The following is a 25,345-nucleotide window of genomic DNA, read 5'->3' as shown; positions in this document are numbered from 1 at the left end:
GCCTCAGATCCGCTCGGCCAACCCCGGGTAGTCGAGCACGAAGCCGTCCTCGTCGACGGTGACGGACGACGACGACACCGGCGAGAGCACGTGGATGCCGTCGGCGCCGCTGCTGTAGGTCAGCGACGCCTCCTGCACGGCGAGGTCGGGCAGGTTGACGTACACGACGGGCACCTGGATGTCCTCGGACTCGTGCTGCATACCGAACCGGCGGATCGGCAGCGCGTTGAAGAACGGGCTGAGCACGACGTCGACGTCCTTGGCGCCGGCGAACGCGGAGCGCAGGTGGGTGGTGCCGGTCTCGACCATCCACACGCCCTCCTCGTCGCGGCTGATCGACATCTGCCGCTCCCCCGAGGCGAGCGCGGTGCGCAGCGACAGCCGGCGGGTGACGCCGTTCTCGTCGGTGACGAGGTCGTAGGACGCGCTGAACGCGGGGTGGTCCGGGCACTCGCCGCCGATGATGCGCCCGGTCGCCTTGATCCGGTTTCCGCTCACCTGAACGCGCACGGACTCCATGCGCGGCGCCGAGTGGGCGCGCCACGTCAGAACGGCAGGCCAGGACCGCGCGGTGCTCGAAATGCTCACGGTGTCTACGTTATGCGACGAACGGCCGTCAGGTGGGCTGTGCGGACGGGACCGGTTCGCGCGGGTCGCCGTTCGGGTGATTCGTCGCCTGCTCGCCGCGCTCGAGCAGCGTGATGCGCCGCGAGAACACCACCAGGGCGGTGAGGCCGACGGCGACGTTGATCAGCGCACCGAATTCCTCCGCGACGAAGTTGAAGACCTCGGTGAGCAGGATCGTCACCAGCGCCGCGGCGCGGAGCAGGCGCACCGGCCAGATGCTGCCGCTCCGCAGTCGGGCGATCGCCACCCAGCACAGCGTGAACGCGATGATCGACCCGCACATCTGCCCGATCGTCGTGATGTCGGTGCCGGTGCCACCGGAGAGGTCCTCCGACAGCGTGGCCACGGCGTTCACCACCCCGGCGGTGGAGAACAGCGTCAGTGCGATCGCGGCGATCCACACGGCGCGGGCGCTGTCCAGCGCCCGCGGCAGCGGTCGGCGCAGCCGGGCCAGCAGGGCGTCGGACCGTCCGGCGGATCGGGGCTCGCACCGGGACAGCAGTTCCTCGACGCACGCGATCGCGGCGGGGTCGACGCCCGCGTCGGCGGCGCGGCGCAACTGCCGGTGCGCCTCCGCCCGCCGCGACGCGGTCAGCCCGTGGATCAACCCGTCGGCGGCGGTGCTCGCGGCGTTGACGAGGGCCTCGGCGGTGGTCTGCTGCCGGACGTCGTTCATCCAACGGTTGAGAAGCAGCAGCGCGACCACGACGACGTACATGATCGCCACGGACGGCTGGAAGAAATAGTCGTTCGTCTGGGTCACGAACTTGCCGACCTCGTCCAGGAAGAGGCCGAATCCGATGCCGCCGGCGACCACCGCCACGATCCGCGGCAGGTCGCCGAGGAACGAGAAGACGACCACCAGCGCGGCGACCATCCCCAGCCCGCCCCACAGCGCATGCGCGATGTGCAGGGTGGAACCGCCGATCTGCGGGTATCCGGTGGCGTGCAGGTAGGCGCGGGTGACGAGGATCGTGAGAATCCCGATCACGACGAAGGCCTCGACGAGGGCACCGGCGTGCGCGTCCCGCAACAGCCTCGAACTTCGCGATCCGACCGTGCGTTCGGCGGACACAGGCGCGGTCGTCATGTGGCACACACCCTTTCGGTGATCGTCGACGACACGCGCGGCGACGCGGGCCGGAAGACTCTTTACTTTCCCACGCTGCGGTCGCAAGGTTGAGTGAGGTCCGGCCGAGCAGTGCGGACGAGTCCGAACCAGATTGCTGAGAACAGAGATTTGGAGGCTAGGACATGACCGAAGGTTGGGGTCGTATGGACAGTCCCTTCGATGACATTTTCGCGAGGTTCTTCGGATCGGGGTTGTCGTCCCAGCCCCCGGTCCAGCGGGTCGACCTCGGTAGGCTCCTCAACGACGGCGCCCGTCGGCTGATCGCCACGGCCCGCGACGCGGCCACCGAGTGGGGCAACAGCGAGATCACCCCCGAGCACCTGCTCTACGCCGCGGCGCAGAACGATCCCACGCGCGGCGTGCTCAGCAGCATCAACCTGGATCCGGACGAGTTGGCCTCGAAGATGGCCGCACACCTGGACAAGCACGGCACCCCGAAGACCGAGGCCGGATCGCCGAGTCTGAGCCCGGCCGCGAAGCTGGCGCTGCGGACGGCGCAGCAGCAGGCCAGCGAGTCCGGCAGCAGCTACATCGGTCCCGAACACATCCTGATCGGCATCGCCGCGAACTCCGAGAGCCCCGCCGGCAAGGCCCTGCTGGGCGCGACGATCGAGGGCGAGAAGACGTCGGCCCCACCGAGTTCGACGCCCACGCTCGACGAGTACGGACGCGACCTCACCGCCGAGGCCCGCGCGGGCAACATCGACCCGGTGGTCGGCCGCGCCACGGAGGTGGAGCAGACCATCGAGATCCTCTCCCGCCGCCGCAAGAACAACCCGGTCCTGATCGGCGACCCGGGCGTCGGCAAGACCGCGATCGTCGAGGGTCTCGCGCAGCGCATCGTCAACGGCGACGTCCCGTCGACGCTCACCGACCGCCGCGTCGTCGCACTCGACGTGGGTTCGCTGGTGGCGGGCACCAAGTATCGCGGCGAGTTCGAGGAGCGGCTGACGAAGATCCTCGACGAGGTGAAGGCGCATTCCGACGAACTCGTGCTGTTCATCGACGAACTGCACACCATCGTCGGGGCGGGCGCCGGTGGCGAGGGCGCGATGGATGCCGGCAACCTGCTCAAGCCGGCCCTCGCCCGCGGCGAACTGCACGCGATCGGGGCGACCACGATCGACGAGTACCGCAAGCACATCGAGAAGGATGCCGCGCTCGAGCGCCGCTTCCAGCCGGTGCTGGTGGCGGAGCCCTCGGTGGACGACACCATCGAGATCCTGCGCGGCCTCGTCGACAGCTACGAGGCGCACCACCAGGTGCACTACTCCGACGAGGCGCTCGTCGCCGCAGCCGAACTGTCCGACCGGTACATCACCGACCGCTTCATGCCCGACAAGGCGATCGACCTCGTCGACCAGGCCGGTGCCCGGGTGCGGCTGCGCACCCGCACCCCCGACGTCGACACCCGCTCCGCGGAGGAGGAGCTCGCCCGGCTCAAGCGGGAGAAGGATTCCGCTGTCGGGCAGGAGGACTACGAGCGCGCCAACGAACTCAAGCGGCAGATCACCGCGGCCGAGGAGCGTCTCGGCGAGGAGGCCGAGGAGGGCACGCCCGAGGTGACCGTGCTCGACATCGCGCACGTCGTGTCGCGGCAGACCGGAATCCCGGTGGCGGACTTGACGTCCGAGGAGCGCGAGCGGCTCATGAAGCTCGAGGACGTCCTGCATGCCCGGGTGATCGGCCAGAACGAGGCGGTCACCGCGGTCGCGGAGGCGGTGCGTCGGTCGCGGGCCGGGCTCTCGGACCCGAACCGCCCCATCGGCTCGTTCATGTTCCTGGGACCGACCGGCGTCGGGAAGACGGAGACCGCGAAGGCGTTGGCGGAGGCCGTGTTCGGCGACGAGGACCGGATGATCCGCTTCGACATGAGCGAGTTCCAGGAGAAGCACACCGTGTCCCGGCTCGTCGGCGCCCCGCCCGGCTATGTCGGCTACGAGGAGGCCGGACAGCTCACCGACAAGGTGCGGCGACAGCCGTATTCGGTGGTGCTGTTCGACGAGGTCGAGAAGGCGCACCCGGACGTGTTCAACGTGCTGCTCCAGCTGCTCGACGACGGCCGGGTCACCGATGCCCAGGGCCGCACCGTCGACTTCAAGAACACCATCGTGATCCTCACCAGCAACATCGGCTCCGACCTGATCCTCGGCGCCAAGAGCGAGGACATCGACGAGCTGGTGCCGACGCTGATGGAGCGGCTGCGGGCGCACTTCCGGCCCGAGTTCCTCAACCGCATCGACGAGACGATCGTGTTCCACCGGCTCGACCAGACCGAGCTGCGGCAGATCATCGAGCTCATCCTCGACGGCACCCGCCGCCAGTTGCACGCCCAGAACGTCGAGCTGGACATCACCGAGGAGGCCGTCGACTGGCTCGCCGAGAAGGGCTACCAGCCGGAGTTCGGCGCGCGACCGCTGCGCCGGACCGTGCAGAAGGAGCTCGACAACCGGCTCGCCGGGCTGCTGCTGTCCGGCGAACTCGAGCCCGAGGACATCGTGCGGGTGTCCGCCAACGGCGGTCTCGAACTCGGCGTGGTGCATCCCGGCAAGGGTGAGGGCTCGTTGCCGACCGAGCCGGAGAAGGCGTCGTCGGACACCTGATCCCCGGCCGTCGCCGCGAGCGCCCCGGTCGCCTCGGCCGGGGCGTTCGCGTGCCCCGGGTGTGACTCGGACTCGAGTATCGTCGTCGCCGATGGACGTGTTCGCTCGGGCAGTCGCCGCGTTGCGCTCCGCGGGCTGGGTTCACGAGCCCGCCCCTCGGGGTGCGCGCCCGGTGCCCGACGTCCTGGCCTCGTTCCCGGACGTCCAGCAGACGTGGGCGTCGTCGTTCTCGCGGTTGTCGAGCCCGGACGACGCGGTATGGTTCCTGGCTCTCGACGACTACACGGATTCGGCGGACGCCGCGTTCGCGTGGAACGAGTTCGAGACCCTCGGCCGCGAGGCGGCCGTGAGCGACGACGACGCGGCCGCCGTCGCGGAGTTCTGGCGGCGGCACTGCCCGATCCTGTGCTCCGTCCGCGGCGACTACTCGTACCTGGCGATCGGTGTCGACGGCGCGATCGTCCACGGCGTCGAGCCCGAGTTCGAGGCGACGACCGCCGTCGCCGACAGCCTCGACGCGCTGTTGGAGGCGGTCGCCCGCGGATCCGACCTGCACCCCGTCGTCGACGCGTTGTTGTTCCCTGCGCGGGCCGGCGGGGCGCAGAACTGAAGAGCCGGCGCACGCGCGGCGGTGTGACGCGGCCACGTCCGAGGACTCGAGTAACCTGCTCATGGTATTTGTGCGTGAGGAAGGGTGCCGTGACGTCGACCGGGAACATGGTGGGGCTGTTCGCCGGCATCGGCGGGGTGGAGTTGGGCCTGCGCAGCCACGGCTGGGAGACCGAGCTGCTGTGCGAGATCGATCCCGGCGCCCAGCAGGTGCTGCGCACCCGGTTCGCCGGCGTCGAACTGCACGGTGACGTGACCCGCCTGCGGTCGCTGCCGCAGCACACCGAACTGGTGGCCGCGGGTTTCCCGTGCCAGGACCTGTCGCAGGCCGGGCGGACGGCGGGCATCACCGGCGCCCGCTCCGGCCTGGTCGACGAGGTGTTCCGTCTGGTCAAGCGCAAGAAGGGGCCGCGCTGGCTGCTGATCGAGAACGTCCCGTTCATGCTCAATCTCGGCCGCGGCGCGGCGATGCGGCACATCACCGACGCGCTCGAGGACCTCGGCTACACGTGGGCGTACCGGGTGGTGGACGCGCGGGCGTTCGGGCTGCCGCAGCGACGGCAGCGCGTGCTGATGCTGGCGTCGCGCACCGACGATCCCCGCGAGGTGCTGTTCGGGCAGGATGCCGGAGTCCCCGACGAGGGCGACCCGGCGCAGTACCCGTGCGGCTTCTACTGGACCGAGGGCGTCCGCGGGCTCGGGTGGGCCGTCAACGCGGTGCCCACGCTCAAGGGCGGGTCGACGGTGGGCATCGCGTCGCCGCCGGCGGTGCGCCTGCCGTCGGGTGAGATCGTCACGCCCGGCCTGATCGACGCCGAACGCCTGCAGGGCTTCGACCCCGACTGGACGGCCCCGGCCACCGAGGTGAAGGGCATCCGCAACGGGCACCGCTGGCGCCTGGTCGGCAACGCCGTGAGCGTGCGGATGGCCGAGTGGGTGGGCGGGCGCCTCGTCGACCGCATCGCCTACAGCACGGACCACGAGACCCCGCTGAAGCCCGGCGACGCGTGGCCCAGCGCCGCGTGGGGCCGCGACCGGCAGGCGTTCCGCGTGCACGAGTCGCACTGGCCGGTCCAGCACCCGTACGAGGACCTCAGCGGCTTCCTCGAGCACTCGCAACTGCTGTCCGCCCGCGCCACCGCCGGGTTCCTCAAGCGGGCCCGCACCGGCAGCCTGCGGTTCGTGCCCGGCTTCCTCGACGACGTCGAGAACCACCTCGACCGGATGGGCGGCTACCCGGAAGCGGTGGCCTGACACCGCCGCGAGGCGCAGGCGCCCGACACCGGTGCGAGGATGGTGTCGATGCCCTCGACTGATCCCCTGACCAGTGCCCGGATGCGGGCGCAGCGCCGGCGCGACACCGCGCCGGAGGTGGCGCTGCGCCGCGAACTGCACCGCCGCGGGGCGCGGTTCTTCGTCGACCGGGCGCCGCTGCGGGGCCTGCGCCGCCGGGCCGATCTGGTGTTCCCCCGCAAGAAGGTCGCGGTGTACGTCGACGGCTGCTTCTGGCACAGCTGCCCGCAGCACGCGACGTCCCCCAAGAACAACGCGCAGTGGTGGGCGGACAAGTTGGCCGCCAACGTCGTTCGCGACCGGGACACCGACGCCCGGCTCGCGGCGGCCGGCTGGCGCGTGGTGCGGATCTGGGAGCACGAAGATCCGACGGAAGCGGCGGATCGGGTGCAGGCGGCGCTGGTCGGGGGCTGATGCAGGGCGGATTCAACCAGTCGCTGCAAAGCGGACGAGTGTGACAGGAGCTCGTCGAGGACTCGGGCGGGTGGCATGAATCCGTGGCGCGCGTGTAGGAGGGCGTTCAGTTCGAGGGCGACGTGGTCGAAGCATCCGGAAGGGAACACCGATAGGTCGGTGCCTTTCGAAAAACCTTGGCATATCATGCCGTTGGTGTCTCGTTGAAGCCTCGCTGTCATCGCGAGTGCGGGTCGCAGAAGTAGACCTCGAGGCCGGTGTCCATCGCGATGCGGGGTGTTGCGCCATTCCTGAGCGGCTGTCTCGCGGCGGATCGCCGACGCGGCCCGCTCACGTGCAGCTCGCCGGCGTCACTGAACCACTGCGGCCCCGTCGAGTCCGAAACACCGACAATGAGTCCGGCCGCCGAGGGCGGTGTGCCCTCGGCGACCAGCTTCCAGAACGCACATGACACCGAATGCAACGCGGGCAAGGGCACTGCAACACTCTCGGTCGAGGATGTGTCGCAGTGCCCTTGAACCCCAGCGGTCTCGAATCGGTTGGAGCGCGCGCTCAGTCGCGGCGGCGTCCGTAGTGGCGTCAGCCCGCGCAGGGCGGCGTGCCTCCGAGGGTCGGATCGAGTGCCTTCTTGACGAGGAACTGCGGGGCCGGGTGGTTGAGCAGCCCACTGGTGTGACTGAGAGGGAGGCCAGGGCACGCGTCCTGGACCGTGATGTTCTCTACGAACGGGTCACCGGCAGCGACCTTCAGGAACGACTGGTCCCACTTCGGCGTGATAATCCCATCGTTTTGCTTGCCCTTCCAGAGATTGGATGCGATGACGGTGTAATGGACACCCGGAAGCGTCTCGCTGCCGGCGTTGAGGGTCGCGAGGAACTTCGAGCCCACGAACTGCTGGTACACGGCCGGGCCGACCGTCGGGTCGGCCACTGCGGCGGCGTATCGGACCGTCTCCCCCAACCACGTGGGATACCGGGTGTCGAACGCCTGCTGTACATCGAGCGTTACCAAAAGACCATTCTGATCCACGACTTCAAAGTCCTCGAGGGTCGAGCCGTGAGTGGAGGGCGCGACCATGACCAGCGTGTGCACCTTGTTGAGCGCAGGATTGTTCGGATTGGCTCCGCCTTCGAAGCGGAGGTACTGCCGGGCCATCGTGCCGCCCTGCGAGTGCGCCACGATGTCGACCTGGGAGCTGTTGGTGCGGGCGAGGACGGTGTCGACGAACGTCGCCGCTTGCTTGGCCGAGCGGCCGATGTTGTCGTTCCCCCATGTGATCCCGGTGATCCCGGGCAAACCGGCATAGCTGGTGCCGCCGTAATTCTCGGCGTAGACGCAGTAGCCGGCTGCCAACAATTCCTTTGCAAGTCCGGCGTCGTTAGTCGCGCTACCCGGTTCGCCAAAGGCGTCCGTCCAGCTCATTCCCGTGCCGTGCGCGAGGACAACCGGGCGGGGGTGTTCCGGAGTGAGACTGCACGTCCAATCATTCACCTTCCTTGCCGGCTCGGCCGGAGATGATTCCTGGGCGGACGCGGTCGCCGGAGCGGCGATCACGCCGGCGATGAGCAAAGCGGCTGTTGCGAAGCCCTTGATGGCTACGCCGACTCGACGATTCAGAATGAGAACTCCTCAGCGTGAAAAACTCTCGGAATACAGAGACCTGTACGGCCGCAATTGTTATCACATCGCTGCGAGAAGAATCGGCAATTCCGCGATCCGCTACAGATACGCTCCCGGGCATGAGGATCCTCGTCGCCGGCGCCGGGGGCGTCGTCGGACTGCCGCTCACCCGCGAACTGATCGCCCAGGGGCACCAGGTGGTCGGCACCTCACGCAACCCGGATTCGCGTCCCGAACTGCGCGACGCCGGGGCCACCGTGGTCCGGATGGACGCGTTCGACCTCGCGTCGGTGGAGCACGCGGTGGCCGAGGCGCGGCCCGACGCGGTGATCCACCAGCTCACCGACCTGGCCGGGGTCGATCTCGAGGCCAACGCGGAGCTGCGAATCGTCGGCACCCGCAACCTCGTCGACGCGATGCACCGGTACGGCGTGGAGCGGATCGTCACCCAGAGCATCGCGTGGCTGTACGCCGACGGCGAGGGTCTCGCCGACGAGACGGTGCCGCTGCGCGAGGCCACCGGACCGGGCGCGCGCACCGTCGAGGGGGTGGTCGCGATGGAGCACACGTCGACGGAGATCCCGAATCACGTGATCCTGCGCTACGGCAAGCTGTACGGCCCCGGCACGTGGTACTCGCCCGACGGCGAGTTCGGGCGCGCCGCCCGCGACGGGGTGTTCGCCGGGAACGGCATCGAGAGCTTCCTGCACATCGCGGACACCGTCGCGCCCACCGCCGCCGCGCTCGACTGGCCCGCCGGGATCGTCAACGTCGTCGACGACGAACCGGCCGGACCGGCCGAGTGGCTGCCGACGTTCTGCCGCTGGGTGGGTGCGCAGGAGCCGACCGGCCTCGGCCCCGGGCACGGACGCGGGGCGTCGAATGCCAAGGCCCGCAAGCTCGGTTGGGTACCGAAGCATCCGTCGTGGCGGACGGGGATGTCGGACTGACGAGCGGGTGGACGCCGGGCCGTCACCCGAGTGAGCGCAGGTAGACGAGCGTCGCCTGCACGCGCCGATCGCCGTCCTCCAGCGGCAGCTTCGAGAAGATGGACCCGATGTGCTTGCGCACGGCGGCCTCGGACACCGTCAGCCGCTGCGCGATACCGGAGTTGGTGCACCCCTCGGCGACCAGCGCGAGAACTTCCCGCTCGCGGGGCGTGAGCGCCGCGAGCGGTCCACGACTCCTCGTCGCGGCGACGAGTGCCCGCACGACGTCCGGGTCGATGATCGTCTCGCCCCGCGCCACCCGGCCCACTGCCTCGAGGAACTGGCGGACGTGCCCGACCCGTTCCTTCAACAGATATCCCACCCCGCCCGCAGTGTCGTCGCCCAACAGCTCGTCCAGATACGCCACCGAGACGTACTGCGACAGAACGACGATGGGCAGCGTCGGCTCCCGTTGCCGGAGGGTGGCCGCGGCCCGCAGCCCGTCGTCCGTGTTGGTCGGCGGCATCCTGACGTCGGTGACCACCAGGTCCGGCCGGTAGGCATCCCAGGCGTCCAGGAGTGTCGGGGCATCCCCGACCGCGGCGCACACGTCGTGCCCGGCGGAGGCGAGCACGCTCTCCACGCCGACGCGCAGCAGAGGGCTGTCCTCCGCGAGCACGATCCGGAGCGGCCGATCGGTCGACGTCACACCGGGCACTCCATTCCGATCGTCGTCGGGCCCCCGACGGGGCTTGTCACAGTGAGGGTTCCATCCAGGGCGCCGAGGCGACTGCGCAGTCGGTCGAGGCCGCCACCGGCGGACGGGTGCGCGCCGCCCACGCCGTCGTCGGTGACGCTCAGCAGCCACATGTCCCCGACGCGATCGCCGCGCACGGTGACGTGCCGCGCCTGCGCGTGCCGAACGGCGTTCGTCAGCGCCTCCGAGACGAGCACGTACGACATGTGCTCGACGGGCGCGGGCAGTCGGTCCTCTTGTCCGGCCACCCCGTCGAGCGCGACATCGACGTCGAGCGGGACGTCCGCGACCAGATCCGCGAGGGCCGGCGCGAGTCCGCGTTCGATCAGCGCCCGCGGGGAGTACCCGCGCAGCACGGCTCGCAGTTCCGCGAGCGTCTCGTCCACCTGACGGTGCGCGTCGGCGGCCAACCGGCCCGTCGGACCGTCCGCGTCGGAGGCTTCCGCCAACCCGAGGGTCATCGACAGGGCTACCAGCCGGTGCTGGACCCGGTCGTGCAGTTCCGATTCGAGCAGCGCCCGCTCGGATCCCTCGGCGTCGAGCAGCCCGGACCGGGACGTCTCGAGACGGGCCGCTTCGAGACGCCACGGGTCGGCGCCGAACCCGAGGAGGCGTCGGGCCATCGACGACTCGCACGTCGCCCAACCGCCGACGACCGTCAGCAGCAGCACCGCGAACACCAAGCCGGCCAGCGCCAGACCCCAAGCACCCGAACTGGTTTCGATGGTCCACGCGCCGAGGTCGAAGTAGTCGTCGCGGATGACCAGGGGCGCGGCGAGAAGCATGCCGACGACGGTGACCCCGAAGACCGCCAGGAGCGAGGCGACGCCGCCGGAGATCGCCGCGCCCAGAACGTACGCGACGTGCCGCACGGTGGGCAGGCGCTCCTCGTCCGCGGCTGCCCGCACCTCGGCGTCCGCGGCTGCCGCGACCGCCGGATCGATCAGGCTCAGCCGTGCGCAGTGCGCTCGCAGCATCGGCTCCCACAGCGCCGTCCGCAGTCGGCGCGTCAGCCCCAACATCAGGATCGGGACGATGCCGATCACCGTGGCGCACGAGAGGATGCCCGCGACGACGAGGCACGCGAGCGCCCGCCAGGGCCACAGAGTGCCGAGGTATCGCGGGCCCGACCGCATTGCCGCCGACACGCTCGCCGTCACCGCTGCGCCCCCGTCTGCCTGCGCCCGGCCACCGTCGACGCCGCCACGATGCAGGCGACGACGGGAAGGTAGGCAGCGCACATGAGGAGGGTAACGGCACTGCTGTGGGCGCCCGGTTCCACGAAACGCCCGAGACCCACGGCCACCACCAGGTTGCTGCCGCCGTGCAGGATCGCCGGCGGCCACACCGAACCACCGCGAGTCCACAGCCAGCCGATCACGAATTCCAGCAGCACCGACAGCGGCAGCCACATCAGCATCGCCACGACCGCGTCGGTGGCGGTGCCACCGGCACCGAAGTAGCCCACCCACGGCAGCGGCCAGTGCCACACACCCCAGATCAGGCCGGTCGCGAACGTCGTTGCGACCGGCCGGCCCGGCACGAGGCGATCCCGCAGATAGGCGGTCCAGCCGAACTCCTCGCCCCAGAACACGGGCGCGGCCACCACGGGGATCACCAGCGCGATCGCCACGAACACGAGGTCGTCCCGCCCGAATTGCCATGCGGCGACGTCCCACATCCCCGTCATCGCCGCCGCCGCCAACGCGATAGCGAGGACGCCGACGGGCAGCAGCGCGGCGATCAGGTACGACGACCACGCCGTCGACAGCCGGGGCCGCAGCCCCGCATCGGCGAACCCCTCGCGGGTGATCCACCGTCGCGTCACGATCGCGGCAAGGGCGGGCACGAACGCCGCGGTGAGGAGTTGGACGACGGGATCGTCGAGCGAGTATCCGGCGGCCCAGACGATCACCCACGGAATCCAGGACGCCCCGAACGCGAGGACGAGGAACCAGCCGATTCCGCGCCTGCGCACGGAATCGTCGCGGACGGCGGCCGGCGACGGAACGGACGGTGCAGTTGTCATGCCTCCACTCCACGGCACCGCGTCGGGAAGGGCAGTAGCCCGCGCGACCGTCTCGGGGTGGCGTGCACGCTACCTCCGACGCGAAGTGCCGCCGCAATCGCCGGCGCCGATGCTCGACGGCTACCGCTGGAGACGCTCCCACGTCCACCGGCAGTTGGCGACGAGGGGGGATTCCGGCGTCACGAGTCGCGGCATCGTGTTGACCCCGTTGGGTGGCCCCGTTTGCGGCTCGACGCAGACGGCGTCGGCCTCCATGTCGTAGACCACCACCCACCGCTCGGGGCTCCGAACTTCCAACCGGAGCACGCTCGGCCACGTCAGCACCACACGCACGCCGTCGACCATCCCGAAGCAGTCGTCCCACGGTCCCGTTCGAGGGGGGATCCGTGTGCCCGACGGAAGGTAGTCCGACCCGCGCAGCTCTTGCCAGTCAGGTGCGAAATCGATCCGTACGGGCTCGGTGTCGCCACGCAGGAGGCGTGTGAACCACGGGTGCCACCCGACCTGGGCGGGAAAGTGATCCGCTTCGGACGTCACCTCCATGGACAGATCGAGGAAGTCCTCGGTCAGGCTGAACTTCTGGACCACCCGACCCGCGAACGGCCAAGGCGGGGCCAACGCCTGCAACAACGTCGCGTGTGTGCCGGATACGTCGGCCACTTCCCAAGCACCGTCACGTACCGTGCCGTGGATGGCGTGGGGAGCCGCATCGATCGGGAAGTGATGTGTCACCGAGTCGACGGACAACTGCCCATTGCCCATTCGCCCACACCACGGCGCCATGGGGAAACACCCGTATCGGTCGCCTTGCCTGAGTACCTCGGTCTCGCCGACGACGAGGCTCGTGATCGTGCCACCCTGCCGTGGCGAGATCCCGACGCGGACATCGCCGGCTTCCAGAGTGAGGTTGCCGTTTTCGTTCATCTCGATTTCAGCCTCGATATTTCAGGACGCGAAGTGGCGCGCCAGCCGTCGGTGCCGGTGCGCGAAGAAGGACCGAACGATCACCGTCATCACGGGTGTCAGGGCGGCGAGTCGCGGCTCGAACGTGATCCGGTCGTGGACGGTGGTGCGGTCGGCGCCGACGGGCGTGAGGGTGCGTTCATGCTCCCAGCGTCGCATGCTCATCATCGTCGACTTCTCGTGGAAGCGTTGTCCCGGTTCGAGTTCGGCGATCGTCAGGGCGTCGTAGTCGAACGGCACGACGCCGAGAAGACGCAACCAGGCCCGACCGAGCGGCACCGCGACCGGGACGGTATCGATGTTCACCGCGCCCAGCCCGCGCGGGATGCTCATCGTCATCCACGGCCGCATCTCGTCGTTGATGCCCTCCGGAGTCACCACCCGCGCCCAGACCCGATCTGCCGGGCCGTCGACCACGGAAGCCCTCTCGATGATCATGAACCCATGATGCCGGGGCGGCAGCACCCGGAGAATAGTCTCAGTCATTACTTTTCATTTACCTACTGATGGCTGCCCGGCCACCGCCGCCTCCTACCGTCCCGGACATGAATTTCCGTCGGGCCGTTTCCGCTCTTGCCGTTGCCTCCTTCGCCGCTGTGCCGATCGCAGGCCTCACCCCGGCCACCGCCTCCGCGACCGGAAGCCTCGACTGGCCCGGTTCGCTGGGTGACACCGGGTCGCTGACCGAACCCACCTTCGACGTCCAGGCGCACCGCGGCGGGCTGGGCCTCTACATCGAGAGCAGCCTCGCGGCGTTCGCCAACGCCCTCGAAATGGGGGTCACCACGCTCGAACTCGACACCCAGATCACCGAGGACGGGATCGCCGTCGTCACGCACGACCGCAAGATCTCCGACAAGAAGTGTCAGGACACCGCCCCGGCAACCCCGGGCGACCCGGAGTTCCCGTACGTCGGCAAGTACATCAAGGACCTGACGCTCGAACAGGTGAAGACGATGGACTGCGGTTCGCTGCGGCTCGCGGATCATCCCGAGCAGCAGACCGTTCCGGGCGCGAAGATGCAGACACTGACCGAGGTGTTCGACCTCGTGAAGTCGTACGACGCCCCGAACGTGAAGATGAACATCGAGACGAAGGTGGAGGCCGGTGCGCCGTCCGAGACCGCACCGCGGGACCAGTTCGTCCGCGTCGTCCTCGGCACCATCCGCGACGCCGGCATGCTCGACCGCGTCACGATCCAGAGCTTCGACTGGGGCGCCCTGATGCTCACCCGCGAACTCGAGCCGTCGGTGCCCACCGTCGCGCTCACCAACGGCGACTTCCTGCAGGTCGGCAAGGACGGCGCGTCGCCGTGGCTCGGTGGCCTCGACATCGACGACTTCGGCGGCGACGCGATCGCGGCAATCTCCACGTTCGGCGCCTCGGCCTTCTCGCCGGTGCAGGGCACCCCGCAGGGCGGCAAGGTGTCGGACCCGAACTTCACGCTGTACGTGACCAGGGAGATGGTCGACTCGGCGCACGCCCGCGACATCAAGGTGATCCCCTGGACCGTCAACGATCCGGAGACCATGCACGCGTTGATGGACCTCGGCGTCGACGGGATCATCACCGACCGCCCCGACCGCCTGCGCACCGTCCTCACCGAGCGCGGCATGGAACTGCCCGTGCCCGCCCCGAAGAGGTAACCCCACGAGCGGCGAGACCCGCCGGAACGTCCCGGCGGGTCTCGCCGGCCGTGTCGAGCCCCCGATGTCCAGGCCGGTTTCGGCGCTCTAACATCGGCCCATGAGCATTGCATTCGTCCAGTCCACCTGGCACCGATCCATCGTCGATCGCGCGCGGGACGCGTTCGCCGCGCAGTGGGGCGAATTGGGACACGACCCGGCCGAGATCGAGTTCTTCGAGACGCCCGGCGCGTTCGAGATCCCGCTGCACGCCCAGCGCCTGGCCCGCACCGGACGCTTCGACGCCATCGTCGCGGCCGGACTGGTGGTCGACGGCGGCATCTACCGGCACGACTTCGTCGCGTCCGCCGTCATCGACGGCCTGATGCGGGTCCAGCTCGACACCGACGTCCCGGTGTTCTCCGCGGTGCTCACGCCTCACCACTTCCACGAGCACGACGATCACAACACCTTCTTCACCGCGCACTTCGACAAGAAGGGCATCGAGGTCGCGAATGCCTGCTCGGCAACCGTGGCCGGGCTCGCCGCCATCAAGTAGCCACCGCACCCGGTCCGGCGGAGGCACCGGGCCTCGAACTCCTCGACCGGGGCGCCTTTCTGGCTACCATTGGTAGGTACTTGTGCACCGCACGAACCGGTAGACGCAGGTGTCGGCGAGTGCCGACGTTGTCGTCCAGGGAGATGGTCACCGTGGATCGATCGTCGCAGCCGGAACACATCTCGACGGTCGCGACAGTTCCGCGGCTCGAGAGGTTGTTGCGGCCGGACGTGAAGTGGACGCCGTCGCCCGACGGCTATCTGGACACTCTGCCCGGTGAGTCCGTTGCCCCGCCGGGTCGCGCACAAGCCGCGTGGCAGACATCGCTCGGCGCAGCGATGTACCAGCGGATGCAACGGGTGACCGCCGCTGTGATGGCTCCCGGTTTCTCCACCGTCGCCGACCAACTGCAGTTGCGACCGGGGCAGACGGTCGTCGACGTGGGATGCGGCCCCGGCAACGTCACCACGGGTCTCGCCGACGCGGTCGGGCCGCACGGCCTCGCTGTCGGGATCGACATCTCGGCGCCCATGCTGGCGCGCGCGGGTCACCGGGCCCGGCCGAACATGGGGCTTCTCCGTGGCAACGCGACACGCCTCCCGCTGCGGGACCACTGCGCCGACGCGGCCTGCGCCACTCTGGTGATCATGCTCGTCCCCGAACCGGTCGATGCCCTGACGGAAATGATCCGGATCGTGGCGCCGGGCGGCTGGCTGCTGGTGATGGTCCCGTGCCGCCCCGACGGACCCGCCGCGGTGCTCACCGGCCCGCTGACGAACCTCGCCGAACGTTTCGGCGGGGCACGCATGTTCGCCCCGGACGCACCGGCGATCCTGCTCGAGCAACTCGGCTGTGAACGCATCCACAGCCGCCGGCAGTGCAACATGCTCACCGTGCGGGCTCGCACCCCGGCTTCGAGACGTGAGACGAAATCCGCACCGTCGGGAAGGAGCACCACATGAACGCGGACGTCCCCCAGCCTCCCACCCCACCGCGTCCCGCCGACTTCGATGCGTTGTATCGCGGTGACTTCGACGCCCTCAACCAGAACCCCCAGCCGACCGAGACCGTGCAACACCCGGGCTTCCAGATCGAGAAGGTGCCGTGGGACATCGGTGAAGCCCAGCCGGTGGTGCGCGCCCTCGAGGCCGACGGCCAGATCACCGGTGAGGTGCTCGACATCGGCTGCGGGCCGGGCGAAAACGCGCTGTTCCTCGCAGAACGCGGATATCGGGTGTGCGGACTCGATGCCGCGCCCGCGGCGATCGACATCGCCCGTGACCGGGCCCGCAGTCGCGGGCTGGAAGGGACCGTCGACTTCGCCGTGGCCGATGCGACCGCACTGACCGACTACGCCGACCGGTTCACGACCGTCATAGACAGCGCCCTCTATCACTGCTTCCCCGAGGACGAGCGCCGACGCTATGCCGCCGCGGTGTACCGGGCCTGCGTCTCCCACGCCCGGCTGCATCTGGTGTGTTTCTCGGACCAGGTGCCGGAGGAGTTCCCCGGCCCCTACCGCATCAGCGAGGACAATCTGCGCGAAACGCTCACCGGGGCGGGCTGGGCGATCCGCCTACTGGAACGCACCACCTACACCACCGCGGTCACCCGCAGCGACATCGCGCGGCAGGACGACTCGCCGCTGGCCGCGGTCGCCGCCCGACTCGGGTTCGACGCCCGCGACCGACTGCTCGCGCCGGCCTGGCTCGCGACCGCCGAACGCCCTTGACCGCCCTGCGCACGGTGGCGCTCGAATTGGTGCCGCCGGAACTGGACGGGGGCGCCGGCGGGGCCGCCGCGGAAGGCTGCGCCGCCGTCGAACTGTGTCACCGTCACGGACTGGCCGAGCACGTGCGCCACGTGATGATCCCCGGCATCATCGCCGAGGACTCGGATCGGCCCGTGGCGCTGCCACCGCGCATGGACGTGCTGGACTTCTGGGAAGCCATCCGCCCGTCGATCGGCACGATCTCGGGCCTGTGCGCGCAGGTGACCGTGTTCCACGGCGAGCAGCAGTTGTCCGACCGGGTGCGCCGGTTGCGCGAGGCCGGCATGGACGGCATCACGTTCGTCGGCAAGCCGCACGGCGTGCCCGTCCACGACGCCCCGGGCCTCACGCCGCAGGAGGCGGTGGCGCGTTTTCGGGGGGTGCTCCCCCACCGCGGTGTGGTGCTGATCCCCACGCGCCGCGGCGAACTCGACCGATTCGACGCCAAGTGCGGACACGGCGCGAACTTCGCGCTGACGCAACTGCTGTACTCCGACCGGATCGTGGGTTTCCTCCGGGAGTTCGCCGACCGCTCCGAACACCGCCCGGAGATCCTGCTGTCGTTCGGGTTCGTTCCCCGCATGGAACAGCATGTGCACCTGATCGATTGGCTCATCCACGATCGGGGCAACGACGTCGTCCGACAGGAGCAGGAGTTCGTGGCACGGGCCGCGTCCGGCTCGCTGCGGCAGCGCCGCGACGACCTCGTCGACCTGTACCGGCGCATTCTCGACGGTGTCCACGATCTCGGGTTCCCGTTGAGCGTGCACTTCGAGGCTCCCTACGGCGTGTCGGGTGCCGCCTGCGAGACCTTCGCTGCAATGCTCGACCACTGGTCGCCCGAATCCACCGAGGAGTCGCCTTGAGCAACACCGGTATTCCGCTCACGGCCGACGACGCCCGCGCGCACCTGACGTCCCAGCCGTTCAGCGTCCTACTCGGGGCGCGTCTGGTCTCGTTCGACGCGGAGGGTGCCGTCCTCGAGGTCGACGCCCGGCCAGACCTGCTGCAGCAGAACGGTTTCCTCCACGGTGGCGTGCTGGCCTACGCCGCCGACAACTGCCTCACCTACGCGGCCGGCACTGTATTCGGGCCGGGGGTGCTGACCGGCGGGATGACCATCGAGTACGTGCGCCCGGCGCAGGGACGCACCCTGCGCGCCACCGCGCGGGTCGTCCACTCCGGACGGCGCCGCGCGGTGTGCCGGTGCGATCTGGAGATGATCGCCGACGACGGTGGCACCCGGTTGTGCGCCGTCGCGCAGGGCACCGTCCTGCCCGTCGCCGTCCCCTGACCACCCGCGGCCGACATCGGGCCCGCCGGGCGGCATGTGCGTTCGGCCGCGCCGTCAGCCATGATGTCCACGACCGTTTCGAACAAACGGCTGACCAACGGTGATGGTGGAGGTGTGGCGATCGTGGGCGATGACCGAGTCCCGCTCACCGAGCCACCCGTCTCGATGATCGCGCGCACGACACTCATCCTCGAGTCGTTCGACTCGCGGACCGAGCGCCTGACCCTCGAAGAGGTGACGCGGCGGACCGGACTCCCGCGCTCGACCGTGCACCGGATCCTCGACAAGCTGGTGCAGGTGGAATGGCTCGAACACCTGTCCTCCGGTTACCGGTTCGGCCGTCGCGCGCTCGCGCTCTCTGCACACCAGGACGGGCACGCCGAACTGCGCGCAGCGGCCGCGCCCGTCCTGCACGAACTGCACCTGCAGACCGGCCTCGTCGTCCACCTGTCGGTGCTGGACCGGAGACACATCGTCTGTCTCGACAAACTCGGCGGGCGCCTGGCCGCGTCCGTACCCACCCGGGTCGGTGGCCGCACCCCCGCCCACGCGACCGCGGGCGGGAAGGCGTTGCTCGCGTGGCTGGCTCGGGACCGCGTCGACCGCCTGTACGCGGCGCATCTCGGCCGCTGCACCGACCGGACGATCACCGACATCACGGCACTGCACCGCGAACTCGCTTCCATCCGGGACCGCTGCGGGGTGGCCTTCGAACGCGGCGAGTACGCACGGGGCGTCGCCTGCGTCGGTGTGGCCGTGCACGGCCCGGACCTCCCGCTCGCCGCGATCTCGCTGTCGGGCGACGTACGCACCGTCAGGCTCGAACGCGTGGCGCCGCTCGTCGCCGCCGCCACCCGGACTCTCGACGCTTCGCTCCGCGCGGCGTGATCCGGCCGGACATCAGCATGGTGTCCGAATTCGCCACGTAAGTGGCATTTCTCGCGCTACCCTCCATCCACACATGCGGGTGGTGTGCGCCGCGGGCGGCGCTCTTCCGGAAGGAACGACGATGCAGTTCAACCTCGCCGATGTCTTCGAATCGGTCGCCGCGGCGGTCCCCGACCGCGTCGCTCTGACCTACGAGGGCGAGCATCTGACCTATGCGGCCCTGGACGCCGAGGCGAACCGGACCGCCAACCTGATGACGAAGGCCGGTGTCCGGCAGGGCGACCACGTGGCCCTGTTCCTGAAGAACAGCGTCGAGCACGTGACGTCCGTGCTGGGGCTGATCAAGATCCGCGCGGTGCCGATCAACGTCAACTACCGGTACACCCCGTCCGAACTCGAGTACATCTTCACCAACTCGGACTCGGCCGCGGTGGTGGTCGAACTGCCCGAGCACCAGCGCACCCTGGCGGATCTGCTGGGCCGCTGCCCGCTGGTCCGGACGGTGCTCGTGATCGGTGATCCGGTCGAGGAGTTGGTCGCGGCGGCCGCGGCGCGCTCGATCACGGTGGTCCCGTTCGCGGACGCCGGCGACCTGCCGACCACCGCGGAGTTCGCGCCCCGCTCGGGCGACGACGTGTACGTGCTGTACACCGGCGGCACCACCGGGTACCCGAAGGGCGTGATGTGGCGCCACGACGACTTCTTCCGCAAGCCGCTCTCCGGCGGCAACCCCTACGGCGAGGACGCACGGCAGGATCTCGCGGAGGTCGCCGCTGCGGCAAAGGAATTCCCCGACCTGGCGTTCCTCATCGCCGCGCCGCTGATGCACGGTGCCGCGCTGTACTCGCTGTTCACCTTCTTCACGCTCGGCGCCCGCGTAGTGCTCATGCGCGACTTCGACCCGAAGAAGGTCGTCGAGGCCATCGAGAAGGAACGACTGCAGGTGATCCTGATCGTCGGTGACGGCATGGGTCTGCCACTGGTCGACGAGATGGAGCGGCGCCAGGGCGAGGTCGACCTGAGTTCGCTCTTCTCGATCACCTCGGGCGGTGCGATCTGGTCGGTCGGTGTGCGCGAGCGGATGCTCGCGGTCAAGCCGGAACTGTTGTTGCGGGACAACTTCGGTGCCTCCGAGTCCGGGAACGACGGTGCCTTCACCGTCGACGAGGACGGCAACCTCCGCATGCCGCCGTCGCCGAACATGATCCTCGTCGACGAGCGACTCGAGGAGATCGCGCCGGGCACCGACGAGATCGGGTACATCGCCCGCATCGGCAACGTCCCGCTCGGCTACTACAAGGACGAGGAGAAGACCGCCCGCACCTTCCCGGTCCGCGCCGACGGTACCCGCATCTCGGTCCTCGGCGACATGGGTCGGACCGAGGCCGACGGCACGATCGTGTTCCTCGGCCGCGGCTCGCAGTGCATCAACACCGGTGGTGAGAAGGTGTTCGCCGAGGAGGTCGAGGCCGCGCTGCACGCGCACCCGTCGATCTCCGACGCCCTCGTCGTGCCCAAGCCCGACGAGCGGATGGGCCAGCAGGTGGCCGCGGTGATCGCGACCTACCCCGACGCACCCGAACTGACGCTCGACGAGGTCCAGGAGCACTGCCGCAAGACGTTGGCCGGCTACAAGATCCCCCGCGCGATCGTGCTCGTCGACGAGGTCAAACGCACCCCCGCCGGCAAGGCCGACTACCGCTGGGCCACGGAGACGGCCTCCGCATAGACGATCGGTAACGAATCCGGCCGGCACGATCTTCGTGCCGGCCGGATTCGTTCGTGGGGCCCGCGGCGCGGGCGTGCGTCACCCACCCCACTACTGCGATTCGTCCAGCGACGACAGGTGGCCGACGGCCGCGACATCGAAGTCGTCGGCGACCGTCGGCCACCAGAGTTCTGGCTCGACCACGTCGGTTTCGGTGGTCGGCAAAACGCTTGTTCTAGACTCGCTCGAGTTCCTTCTCGAGTGTTGCGGCGAGGCGAATGATCTCGCCGGCCGCCGCTATGTTGGCAGCCTTCTCGCTCGTGTCGGCGATGCGCTCAGCAAGACGACGGATGCGGGCCGCATCGCTCGTGCCCGTGGTGATTCCGTCTGTGTGCGGTCCAAGGTGTTGCACCGGAAATCCTCTGTCGAATTTGGTAGTTCGCCCGCAAGGGTAAGCATTCCGGCATTCCACGTAAACCCCTGATCGAATGTTCGCCTCGAAACTCACCCTCAGCGAGCGTTTTCGGGGGTCGGATTCAGTACCCCGCAAGCGGATCGATCCGTGCCGTGAGCGCCTCGCCCGCGACGAATCGGCGGACGTTCTCCGCGACGTGTTCGGCGAACGCGGCCGTGCGCACCGACGGCGGATTCGAGTCGTGAGGTGTGATGATCGCGTTCGGCAGCGTCCACAGCGGGTGGCCGTCCGGCAGCGGCTCGGGGTCGGTGACGTCGAGCCCCGCGCCACCGATGGCGTTGTCGCGCAAAGCGTCGACGAGGGCCTCGGTGTCGACGAGGGGCCCGCGTGCGACGTTGATCACCCACGACCGCGAACCGAGCTGCGCCAGTTGCGCGCGGCCGATCAGATGCCGGGTCTCGCTGGTCGCCGGTGCGGCGACCACCACGTGATCGACCCGCGAGAAGACCTCGTCGACCCGATCGGCTGACAGCGTCTCCGCGGCGCCCGCCACGGGCCGACCCGACCGGTTCACGGCGATCACGGTGGCGCCGACCGACGCGAGCATCGGGATGAGCGCCCGCCCGATGCCGCCGGCACCGATGATCGCGACGCGGGAGCCGCGCAGGGTCCCCACCCTGTCAAAGAACTCCCGCTGCCGCCACGTGGTGGCGGCCAGATGTCCGGGCAGCGCGCGCACACCGGCCAGCAGCAACGCGAACGCGTGCTCGGCGACGGTCGCGGCGAACGCGCCGGCGGCGGACGTCCACACGACGTCCGGGTGCCGCTGGACGACCCGGGCGGCGAACCAGTGCTCGACCCCGGCGGACGGCAACTGCACCCAACGGATCGAGTCGGGCAGCACGGCGGGAAAGTGCGCGGGGTCGTCCCCCGCCCACACGAGACCCTGCGCCTCTTCCAGGGGCGCCGACGCGGCGCCACCGCGGGCGATGGCGTCGGCCAGCAACGGATCCGGTTTCGGGCCGAGCGCGACGGCGGTCACGGGCATCTCATGCTCTCCTCTGTGCACCATGGGGACTCACGTCGGTGACGAGTGTCCCAGGAAGGGCCCGCGGGGGTTCAGCCCGACGCCATCAGCTCCACATACAGGTTCTCGACCTCGTCGAGGTCCAGTCCGGTCGCCGCGGCGACGGCATCGAGCGAGCGTCCGCCCCTCAGCATCTGGGCCGCACGGGCCCGGGGCCCGGCGAGCCACCCGAGCGAGGTGAGCGTTCGCGCGGCGGCGTGCTGCAATTCGGCTCGCTGCTGTCGGGTCCACGACGCCGACCGCGACCCCACAGCCTTGCCGAGCCACTGCTGCAGCAGGGCGCCGAGCATCTCGCGTTGCTGTGCCGTGGTGAGGCCGCGCATCTCCTCTTCGGTCACGCACAGATCGACCACGAGCGTCGGCTCACTGCGCTCGAAGCGGGTGAACGAGCCGCGCCCGAGGTCGGCGGGCAGGCACCGCAGACACACCAGCAGCGTCCCCGCGGTGCTCGGCGTAGCGGCCAGGAAGGCTTCGCGCGCCTGCCGTAATTCGTCCGCGAGCGTGTCCACGTCCCCGACGGCGCCGGTGTCCGACGTGACAGCGAGATCCACGCGCCCGACGTTACCGGGACGCTCAGGAGCCGACCGAGGCCGACGACTCGATGAACTCCGCGAGGTCGGCGTATCGCCGCTCGCCGCCGAACGTCGGATAGGACGACGAGGATGCTCGCCGCCGATGACGAGCGATGCAACGGTGATGCAACGGTGGCCGTGGGACGGTCTCTGCGAGGTGTCCCGCTCGTCGGGGGTGGGATGACCTTCTGCGAAGCGGTGCCCGAGCCCCGTCGGGGGTTAGGCTCGGGCACCGCGCAGCTGACCATAGTCACCAGCGCCTCGTTTCGGGGCAAGTGTGCTTCGGCTCTCACTTTTGACAGGTGTCAGCGACCGCACATGTCGGGCGGTGGGAAACACGCCGGCGTCCCGGACCGACATAGTTGGTGTGACGTCTGAACGATGCCCGAAATGCAAACTCATCGTCGGCCAGTGCGCGCACACGCGAGTTGCACCGCGCCCGACGCTCACCGGCGAGCAGGGCCTGGTCCTGGTGAGCCCGAGTCGGATGGCGCACCTGCCCGGCTGCAGCCACAACGACGAGACGAAGCTCGCCGGATGGGGGGAGATCCGCGGTATTCCCAATGCGTGGGTACGCCTCGGCAACGGGGAGAAACTCGAAACCAACAGCGGGGTCGTCAACCGTCCGGTGTCGCGACGGTGCAGCGACTGCGTCGACCGCTGACGATTCCACTGTCCGCCTGGATCTGTACGCTGCGCTCGGGCAAGAGCCAACGAGCGAAGGGGTACGGGTGAGCGCGACCACGGACGAAGGCACGCAGTGCGTTCCGCAGTCGTTCGAATACGCGCCGGTCGACGGCGTGTACAGCTCGTGGGTCATGTCGGTCGACGACGAACCGACGTGGGAGGGCTACGACCGGCTCAGCGATGTCGAGCAGGCGATCGAGGCGTGGGTCGAGGACGAGGCCGAGGAGCGTGGAGCCGAGATCACTCGCGTCGCCGGTTCGCACGGATGGCGCACATACGAGCTGTCGGTCGGGTCTCCGCTCAGGTTCGAGTGGGAGCATGCGCCGATCGATTTCCGGTGCCTGGCCTGTGGCGTCGACACCATCAACGAGTACTACATGGTGCACGACCACATCTGGTCCGATGCAGGATTCCGTGACGGGCTGGCATGCCTGGGATGCGTCGAGGAACGCCTCGGCCGAATGCTGAACAGCACGGACTTCAATTCCGATCTACGGGTGAACACCGACGCCGACCGCCCGCGGACAGCGCGGCTGCGTCACCGCCTGGGCGATCTCGTGCAGACACCCGACCAGAACTGACCGCGAAACCCCGGACAGGGTCCCCTCTGCAGGCCGTTGAATGATCGACCGCCGGAACGGGGGAAGCGTGCGTCGTGACCAGCTGACCCGAAACGAGAAAGCCCCCCACCTGCATCGCTGCTGGTGGGGGGCTTTCTGATGTGCGCCCGAAGGGATTCGAACCCCTAACCTTCTGATCCGTAGTCAGATGCTCTATCCGTTGAGCTACGGGCGCATGGAACAATCTTCAGTTGTTACTGGCCCAACGAAGGACCAGTGTGGCGGAGGCGAGAGGATTTGAACCTCCGGTCCCCTTTAAGGGGGACAACTCATTAGCAGTGAGTCCCATTCGGCCGCTCTGGCACGCCTCCTTGGGGGCCGGCCCTTTCGAACCGCCGGGCGAAACATTACACAGGGATCGCCAGGAAACGCAAAACGGCTGGTCAGACGCCTGAACCTACCGGAGGTTGGCATCGAACCAGTCGAAGATCCGACGCTGGGCGTCGAGGATCGCGACGACGAGCGGGTCGTCGTCGTCGGCGCTCGGCTCCGCGACGGGCGGTTCGTCGGCGCGGTGCGCGAGCCCGTCGTAGCTGACGATGTTGGTGGCGACGTCGGCGCGCGCGACGGCGTCCCGGAGCATTTCGACGTGCTCGGGCGGGGTCCGCGGGTCGTCGGCGCCGTAGAGGCCGAGCCACGGGGCCTTCAGCGACGGGCCCGCCTCGACGAGGGTGGGGGTCTCGGGGGCGAGCGGGTCGACGATGCCGTGCGCGGACACGCTCACGGCGGCGCCGACCGGGCGACTGGTGGCGACGAGCATCGCGGCGGTGCCGGCGTCGTCGAATCCGATGACGCCGACGCAGTCGGCATAGATGCCGCGGGAGACCAGCCAGTCGAAGGTGGCGTCGAAGTCGTCGAAGAGGCTCTCGCCGAACACCTCGGTGTCGCTGTGGGCGGGTTCGCGGTGGAACAGGTGCGGCGCCACCACCAGCCACCCCTCCGCGGCGAGCGAGCGCATCATCTCGATGAGCGCGTCGGTGAAATCGCGGGACTCGTGGAGCACGACGATGCCACCGCGCGCGTGCCGCTCGGGCTCGACGGCGGTGAGCGGCACCTGCCCCCGCACCTGCGAGTCGGAGTCGTCGTCAGCGCGCAGGGGCGCGCTGTCCCGGAGGATTCCCGGCATAAATCAACCTTGGCACG

General features: G+C 69.3%; 27 protein-coding genes and 2 tRNA genes. 15 read left to right on the top strand and 14 right to left on the bottom strand.

Translation table 11 applies throughout. From position 1 onward, the window contains the following. Positions 1 to 3: 3 nt before the first annotated feature. Together EGT67_RS15910 and EGT67_RS15905 are read right to left on the bottom strand one after the other, a co-directional pair. A complete protein-coding gene (locus tag EGT67_RS15910) occupies positions 4 to 588 on the bottom strand; it encodes a putative glycolipid-binding domain-containing protein (protein ID WP_127917063.1) in 585 nt (194 codons plus the stop codon). Positions 589 to 616: 28 nt separating this feature from the next. Further along, positions 617 to 1,717, bottom strand: a complete 1,101-nt coding sequence (locus tag EGT67_RS15905; protein ID WP_241566060.1) for a hypothetical protein — start codon at positions 1,715 to 1,717, stop codon at positions 617 to 619. Between the two features lie 164 nt (positions 1,718 to 1,881). Here EGT67_RS15905 and EGT67_RS15900 point away from each other — a divergent pair, with 164 nt between their 5' ends. The 4 genes from EGT67_RS15900 (at position 1,882) to EGT67_RS15885 (ending at position 6,678) form a co-directional block, all read left to right on the top strand. Next, positions 1,882 to 4,362, top strand: coding sequence for an ATP-dependent Clp protease ATP-binding subunit (locus EGT67_RS15900; RefSeq protein ID WP_127917062.1), 2,481 nt, complete (start codon positions 1,882 to 1,884; stop codon positions 4,360 to 4,362). A 91-nt stretch (positions 4,363 to 4,453) separates the two neighbouring features. Then, on the top strand, positions 4,454 to 4,972 hold the full coding sequence (locus EGT67_RS15895; RefSeq protein ID WP_127917061.1) for a hypothetical protein: 519 nt from the start codon (positions 4,454 to 4,456) through the stop codon (positions 4,970 to 4,972). Positions 4,973 to 5,061: 89 nt separating this feature from the next. Continuing rightward, positions 5,062 to 6,225, top strand: coding sequence for a DNA cytosine methyltransferase (locus tag EGT67_RS15890; RefSeq protein WP_127917060.1), 1,164 nt, complete (start codon positions 5,062 to 5,064; stop codon positions 6,223 to 6,225). Positions 6,226 to 6,273: 48 nt separating this feature from the next. Beyond that, positions 6,274 to 6,678 (top strand): very short patch repair endonuclease, encoded by a 405-nt coding sequence (locus tag EGT67_RS15885; protein ID WP_127917059.1) that lies wholly within the window; start codon positions 6,274 to 6,276, stop codon positions 6,676 to 6,678. A gap of 579 nt (positions 6,679 to 7,257) precedes the next feature. Here the strand turns inward: EGT67_RS15885 and EGT67_RS15880 are convergent. Then, positions 7,258 to 8,247: an esterase/lipase family protein gene (locus EGT67_RS15880; RefSeq protein ID WP_421958138.1), complete on the bottom strand. Its 990-nt coding sequence runs from the start codon at positions 8,245 to 8,247 to the stop codon at positions 7,258 to 7,260. A 170-nt stretch (positions 8,248 to 8,417) separates the two neighbouring features. Between EGT67_RS15880 and EGT67_RS15875 the strand changes: the two genes are divergently transcribed. Next, positions 8,418 to 9,248 (top strand): NAD-dependent epimerase/dehydratase family protein, encoded by an 831-nt coding sequence (locus EGT67_RS15875; RefSeq protein ID WP_127917057.1) that lies wholly within the window; start codon positions 8,418 to 8,420, stop codon positions 9,246 to 9,248. Between the two features lie 22 nt (positions 9,249 to 9,270). On the opposite strand, the gene EGT67_RS15870 is transcribed toward EGT67_RS15875, so the two are convergent. The 5 genes from EGT67_RS15870 to EGT67_RS15850 all read right to left on the bottom strand — a co-directional run bounded on the left by EGT67_RS15870 (position 9,271) and on the right by EGT67_RS15850 (position 13,414). Next, positions 9,271 to 9,936, bottom strand: a complete 666-nt coding sequence (locus EGT67_RS15870) for a response regulator (protein ID WP_127917056.1) — start codon at positions 9,934 to 9,936, stop codon at positions 9,271 to 9,273. Continuing rightward, entirely contained in the window at positions 9,933 to 11,144 is a 1,212-nt protein-coding gene (locus tag EGT67_RS15865) for a sensor histidine kinase (protein WP_127917055.1), read from the bottom strand. The genes EGT67_RS15870 and EGT67_RS15865 overlap by 4 nt, the downstream gene beginning before the upstream one ends. After that, entirely contained in the window at positions 11,141 to 12,013 is an 873-nt protein-coding gene (locus EGT67_RS15860; RefSeq protein WP_127917054.1) for a CPBP family intramembrane glutamic endopeptidase, read from the bottom strand. The genes EGT67_RS15865 and EGT67_RS15860 overlap by 4 nt, the downstream gene beginning before the upstream one ends. A gap of 120 nt (positions 12,014 to 12,133) precedes the next feature. Further along, positions 12,134 to 12,937: an aldose epimerase family protein gene (locus tag EGT67_RS15855; protein WP_127917053.1), complete on the bottom strand. Its 804-nt coding sequence runs from the start codon at positions 12,935 to 12,937 to the stop codon at positions 12,134 to 12,136. A 21-nt stretch (positions 12,938 to 12,958) separates the two neighbouring features. Further along, positions 12,959 to 13,414: a hypothetical protein gene (locus EGT67_RS15850; RefSeq protein ID WP_127917052.1), complete on the bottom strand. Its 456-nt coding sequence runs from the start codon at positions 13,412 to 13,414 to the stop codon at positions 12,959 to 12,961. Between the two features lie 107 nt (positions 13,415 to 13,521). On the opposite strand from EGT67_RS15850, the gene EGT67_RS15845 reads away from it, so the two are divergent. The 8 genes from EGT67_RS15845 (at position 13,522) to EGT67_RS15810 (ending at position 20,842) form a co-directional block, all read left to right on the top strand. Continuing rightward, entirely contained in the window at positions 13,522 to 14,622 is a 1,101-nt protein-coding gene (locus EGT67_RS15845; protein ID WP_127917051.1) for a glycerophosphodiester phosphodiesterase family protein, read from the top strand. A gap of 100 nt (positions 14,623 to 14,722) precedes the next feature. Further along, positions 14,723 to 15,160: a 6,7-dimethyl-8-ribityllumazine synthase gene (locus EGT67_RS15840; protein WP_127917050.1), complete on the top strand. Its 438-nt coding sequence runs from the start codon at positions 14,723 to 14,725 to the stop codon at positions 15,158 to 15,160. 152 nt (positions 15,161 to 15,312) lie between these two features. Next, the gene (locus EGT67_RS15835) at positions 15,313 to 16,122 is read left to right on the top strand and encodes a class I SAM-dependent methyltransferase (RefSeq protein WP_164877582.1); all 810 of its coding nucleotides are present in this window, start codon (positions 15,313 to 15,315) and stop codon (positions 16,120 to 16,122) included. Then, positions 16,119 to 16,892, top strand: coding sequence for a class I SAM-dependent methyltransferase (locus EGT67_RS15830; RefSeq protein ID WP_127917048.1), 774 nt, complete (start codon positions 16,119 to 16,121; stop codon positions 16,890 to 16,892). Before EGT67_RS15835 ends, EGT67_RS15830 begins: the two co-directional genes overlap by 4 nt. Further along, a complete protein-coding gene (locus tag EGT67_RS15825) occupies positions 16,889 to 17,797 on the top strand; it encodes a mycobacterial-type methylenetetrahydrofolate reductase (RefSeq protein ID WP_206612408.1) in 909 nt (302 codons plus the stop codon). Before EGT67_RS15830 ends, EGT67_RS15825 begins: the two co-directional genes overlap by 4 nt. Then, entirely contained in the window at positions 17,794 to 18,225 is a 432-nt protein-coding gene (locus EGT67_RS15820; RefSeq protein WP_241566059.1) for a PaaI family thioesterase, read from the top strand. The genes EGT67_RS15825 and EGT67_RS15820 overlap by 4 nt, the downstream gene beginning before the upstream one ends. 165 nt (positions 18,226 to 18,390) lie before the next feature. Further along, positions 18,391 to 19,113, top strand: a complete 723-nt coding sequence (locus EGT67_RS15815) for an IclR family transcriptional regulator (RefSeq protein ID WP_241566081.1) — start codon at positions 18,391 to 18,393, stop codon at positions 19,111 to 19,113. Positions 19,114 to 19,234: 121 nt separating this feature from the next. Continuing rightward, positions 19,235 to 20,842 (top strand): AMP-binding protein, encoded by a 1,608-nt coding sequence (locus EGT67_RS15810; RefSeq protein ID WP_127917046.1) that lies wholly within the window; start codon positions 19,235 to 19,237, stop codon positions 20,840 to 20,842. A 214-nt stretch (positions 20,843 to 21,056) separates the two neighbouring features. On the opposite strand, the gene EGT67_RS25115 is transcribed toward EGT67_RS15810, so the two are convergent. The 3 genes from EGT67_RS25115 to EGT67_RS15800 form a co-directional block, all read right to left on the bottom strand. Next, positions 21,057 to 21,233, bottom strand: a complete 177-nt coding sequence (locus EGT67_RS25115) for a hypothetical protein (protein WP_164877581.1) — start codon at positions 21,231 to 21,233, stop codon at positions 21,057 to 21,059. Positions 21,234 to 21,357: 124 nt separating this feature from the next. Next, complete coding sequence (locus tag EGT67_RS15805; protein WP_127917045.1) at positions 21,358 to 22,284, bottom strand: D-isomer specific 2-hydroxyacid dehydrogenase family protein; 927 nt, start codon at positions 22,282 to 22,284, stop codon at positions 21,358 to 21,360. Between the two features lie 71 nt (positions 22,285 to 22,355). Beyond that, the gene (locus EGT67_RS15800) at positions 22,356 to 22,874 is read right to left on the bottom strand and encodes a hypothetical protein (RefSeq protein ID WP_127917044.1); all 519 of its coding nucleotides are present in this window, start codon (positions 22,872 to 22,874) and stop codon (positions 22,356 to 22,358) included. Between the two features lie 388 nt (positions 22,875 to 23,262). Here EGT67_RS15800 and EGT67_RS15795 point away from each other — a divergent pair, with 388 nt between their 5' ends. Together EGT67_RS15795 and EGT67_RS15790 are read left to right on the top strand one after the other, a co-directional pair. Then, on the top strand, positions 23,263 to 23,559 hold the full coding sequence (locus EGT67_RS15795) for a hypothetical protein (RefSeq protein WP_127917043.1): 297 nt from the start codon (positions 23,263 to 23,265) through the stop codon (positions 23,557 to 23,559). Between the two features lie 67 nt (positions 23,560 to 23,626). Then, entirely contained in the window at positions 23,627 to 24,163 is a 537-nt protein-coding gene (locus tag EGT67_RS15790) for a hypothetical protein (RefSeq protein ID WP_127917042.1), read from the top strand. Positions 24,164 to 24,304: 141 nt separating this feature from the next. On the opposite strand, the gene EGT67_RS15785 is transcribed toward EGT67_RS15790, so the two are convergent. The 3 genes from EGT67_RS15785 to EGT67_RS15775 all read right to left on the bottom strand — a co-directional run bounded on the left by EGT67_RS15785 (position 24,305) and on the right by EGT67_RS15775 (position 25,328). Continuing rightward, positions 24,305 to 24,377, bottom strand: a tRNA-Arg gene (locus EGT67_RS15785). Positions 24,378 to 24,421: 44 nt separating this feature from the next. Continuing rightward, positions 24,422 to 24,513: transfer RNA gene (locus tag EGT67_RS15780), tRNA-Ser, on the bottom strand. Positions 24,514 to 24,599: 86 nt separating this feature from the next. Beyond that, entirely contained in the window at positions 24,600 to 25,328 is a 729-nt protein-coding gene (locus tag EGT67_RS15775) for a dienelactone hydrolase family protein (protein WP_127917041.1), read from the bottom strand. Between the last annotated feature and the right edge of the window lie 17 nt (positions 25,329 to 25,345).

Source organism: Prescottella agglutinans, from assembly GCF_004011865.1.
GTDB lineage: Bacteria > Actinomycetota > Actinomycetes > Mycobacteriales > Mycobacteriaceae > Prescottella > Prescottella agglutinans.
Note: the sequence above shows the minus strand (reverse complement) of the source record. Positions and strands in the feature narration are given on the sequence as shown.

Excerpts from the sequence above, each read along its gene's own strand:
- EGT67_RS15905 (WP_241566060.1), bottom strand. The coding sequence starts at position 1,717 with ATGACGACCGCGCCTGTGTCCGCCGAACGCACGGTCGGATCGCGAAGT.
- EGT67_RS15900 (WP_127917062.1), top strand. The coding sequence starts at position 1,882 with ATGACCGAAGGTTGGGGTCGTATGGACAGTCCCTTCGATGACATTTTC.
- EGT67_RS15895 (WP_127917061.1), top strand. The coding sequence starts at position 4,454 with ATGGACGTGTTCGCTCGGGCAGTCGCCGCGTTGCGCTCCGCGGGCTGG.
- EGT67_RS15885 (WP_127917059.1), top strand. The coding sequence starts at position 6,274 with ATGCCCTCGACTGATCCCCTGACCAGTGCCCGGATGCGGGCGCAGCGC.
- EGT67_RS15875 (WP_127917057.1), top strand. The coding sequence starts at position 8,418 with ATGAGGATCCTCGTCGCCGGCGCCGGGGGCGTCGTCGGACTGCCGCTC.
- EGT67_RS15860 (WP_127917054.1), bottom strand. The coding sequence starts at position 12,013 with ATGACAACTGCACCGTCCGTTCCGTCGCCGGCCGCCGTCCGCGACGAT.
- EGT67_RS15855 (WP_127917053.1), bottom strand. The coding sequence starts at position 12,937 with ATGAACGAAAACGGCAACCTCACTCTGGAAGCCGGCGATGTCCGCGTC.
- EGT67_RS15850 (WP_127917052.1), bottom strand. The coding sequence starts at position 13,414 with ATGATCATCGAGAGGGCTTCCGTGGTCGACGGCCCGGCAGATCGGGTC.
- EGT67_RS15845 (WP_127917051.1), top strand. The coding sequence starts at position 13,522 with ATGAATTTCCGTCGGGCCGTTTCCGCTCTTGCCGTTGCCTCCTTCGCC.
- EGT67_RS15840 (WP_127917050.1), top strand. The coding sequence starts at position 14,723 with ATGAGCATTGCATTCGTCCAGTCCACCTGGCACCGATCCATCGTCGAT.
- EGT67_RS15830 (WP_127917048.1), top strand. The coding sequence starts at position 16,119 with ATGAACGCGGACGTCCCCCAGCCTCCCACCCCACCGCGTCCCGCCGAC.
- EGT67_RS15815 (WP_241566081.1), top strand. The coding sequence starts at position 18,391 with ATGATCGCGCGCACGACACTCATCCTCGAGTCGTTCGACTCGCGGACC.
- EGT67_RS15810 (WP_127917046.1), top strand. The coding sequence starts at position 19,235 with ATGCAGTTCAACCTCGCCGATGTCTTCGAATCGGTCGCCGCGGCGGTC.
- EGT67_RS15805 (WP_127917045.1), bottom strand. The coding sequence starts at position 22,284 with ATGCCCGTGACCGCCGTCGCGCTCGGCCCGAAACCGGATCCGTTGCTG.
- EGT67_RS15775 (WP_127917041.1), bottom strand. The coding sequence starts at position 25,328 with ATGCCGGGAATCCTCCGGGACAGCGCGCCCCTGCGCGCTGACGACGAC.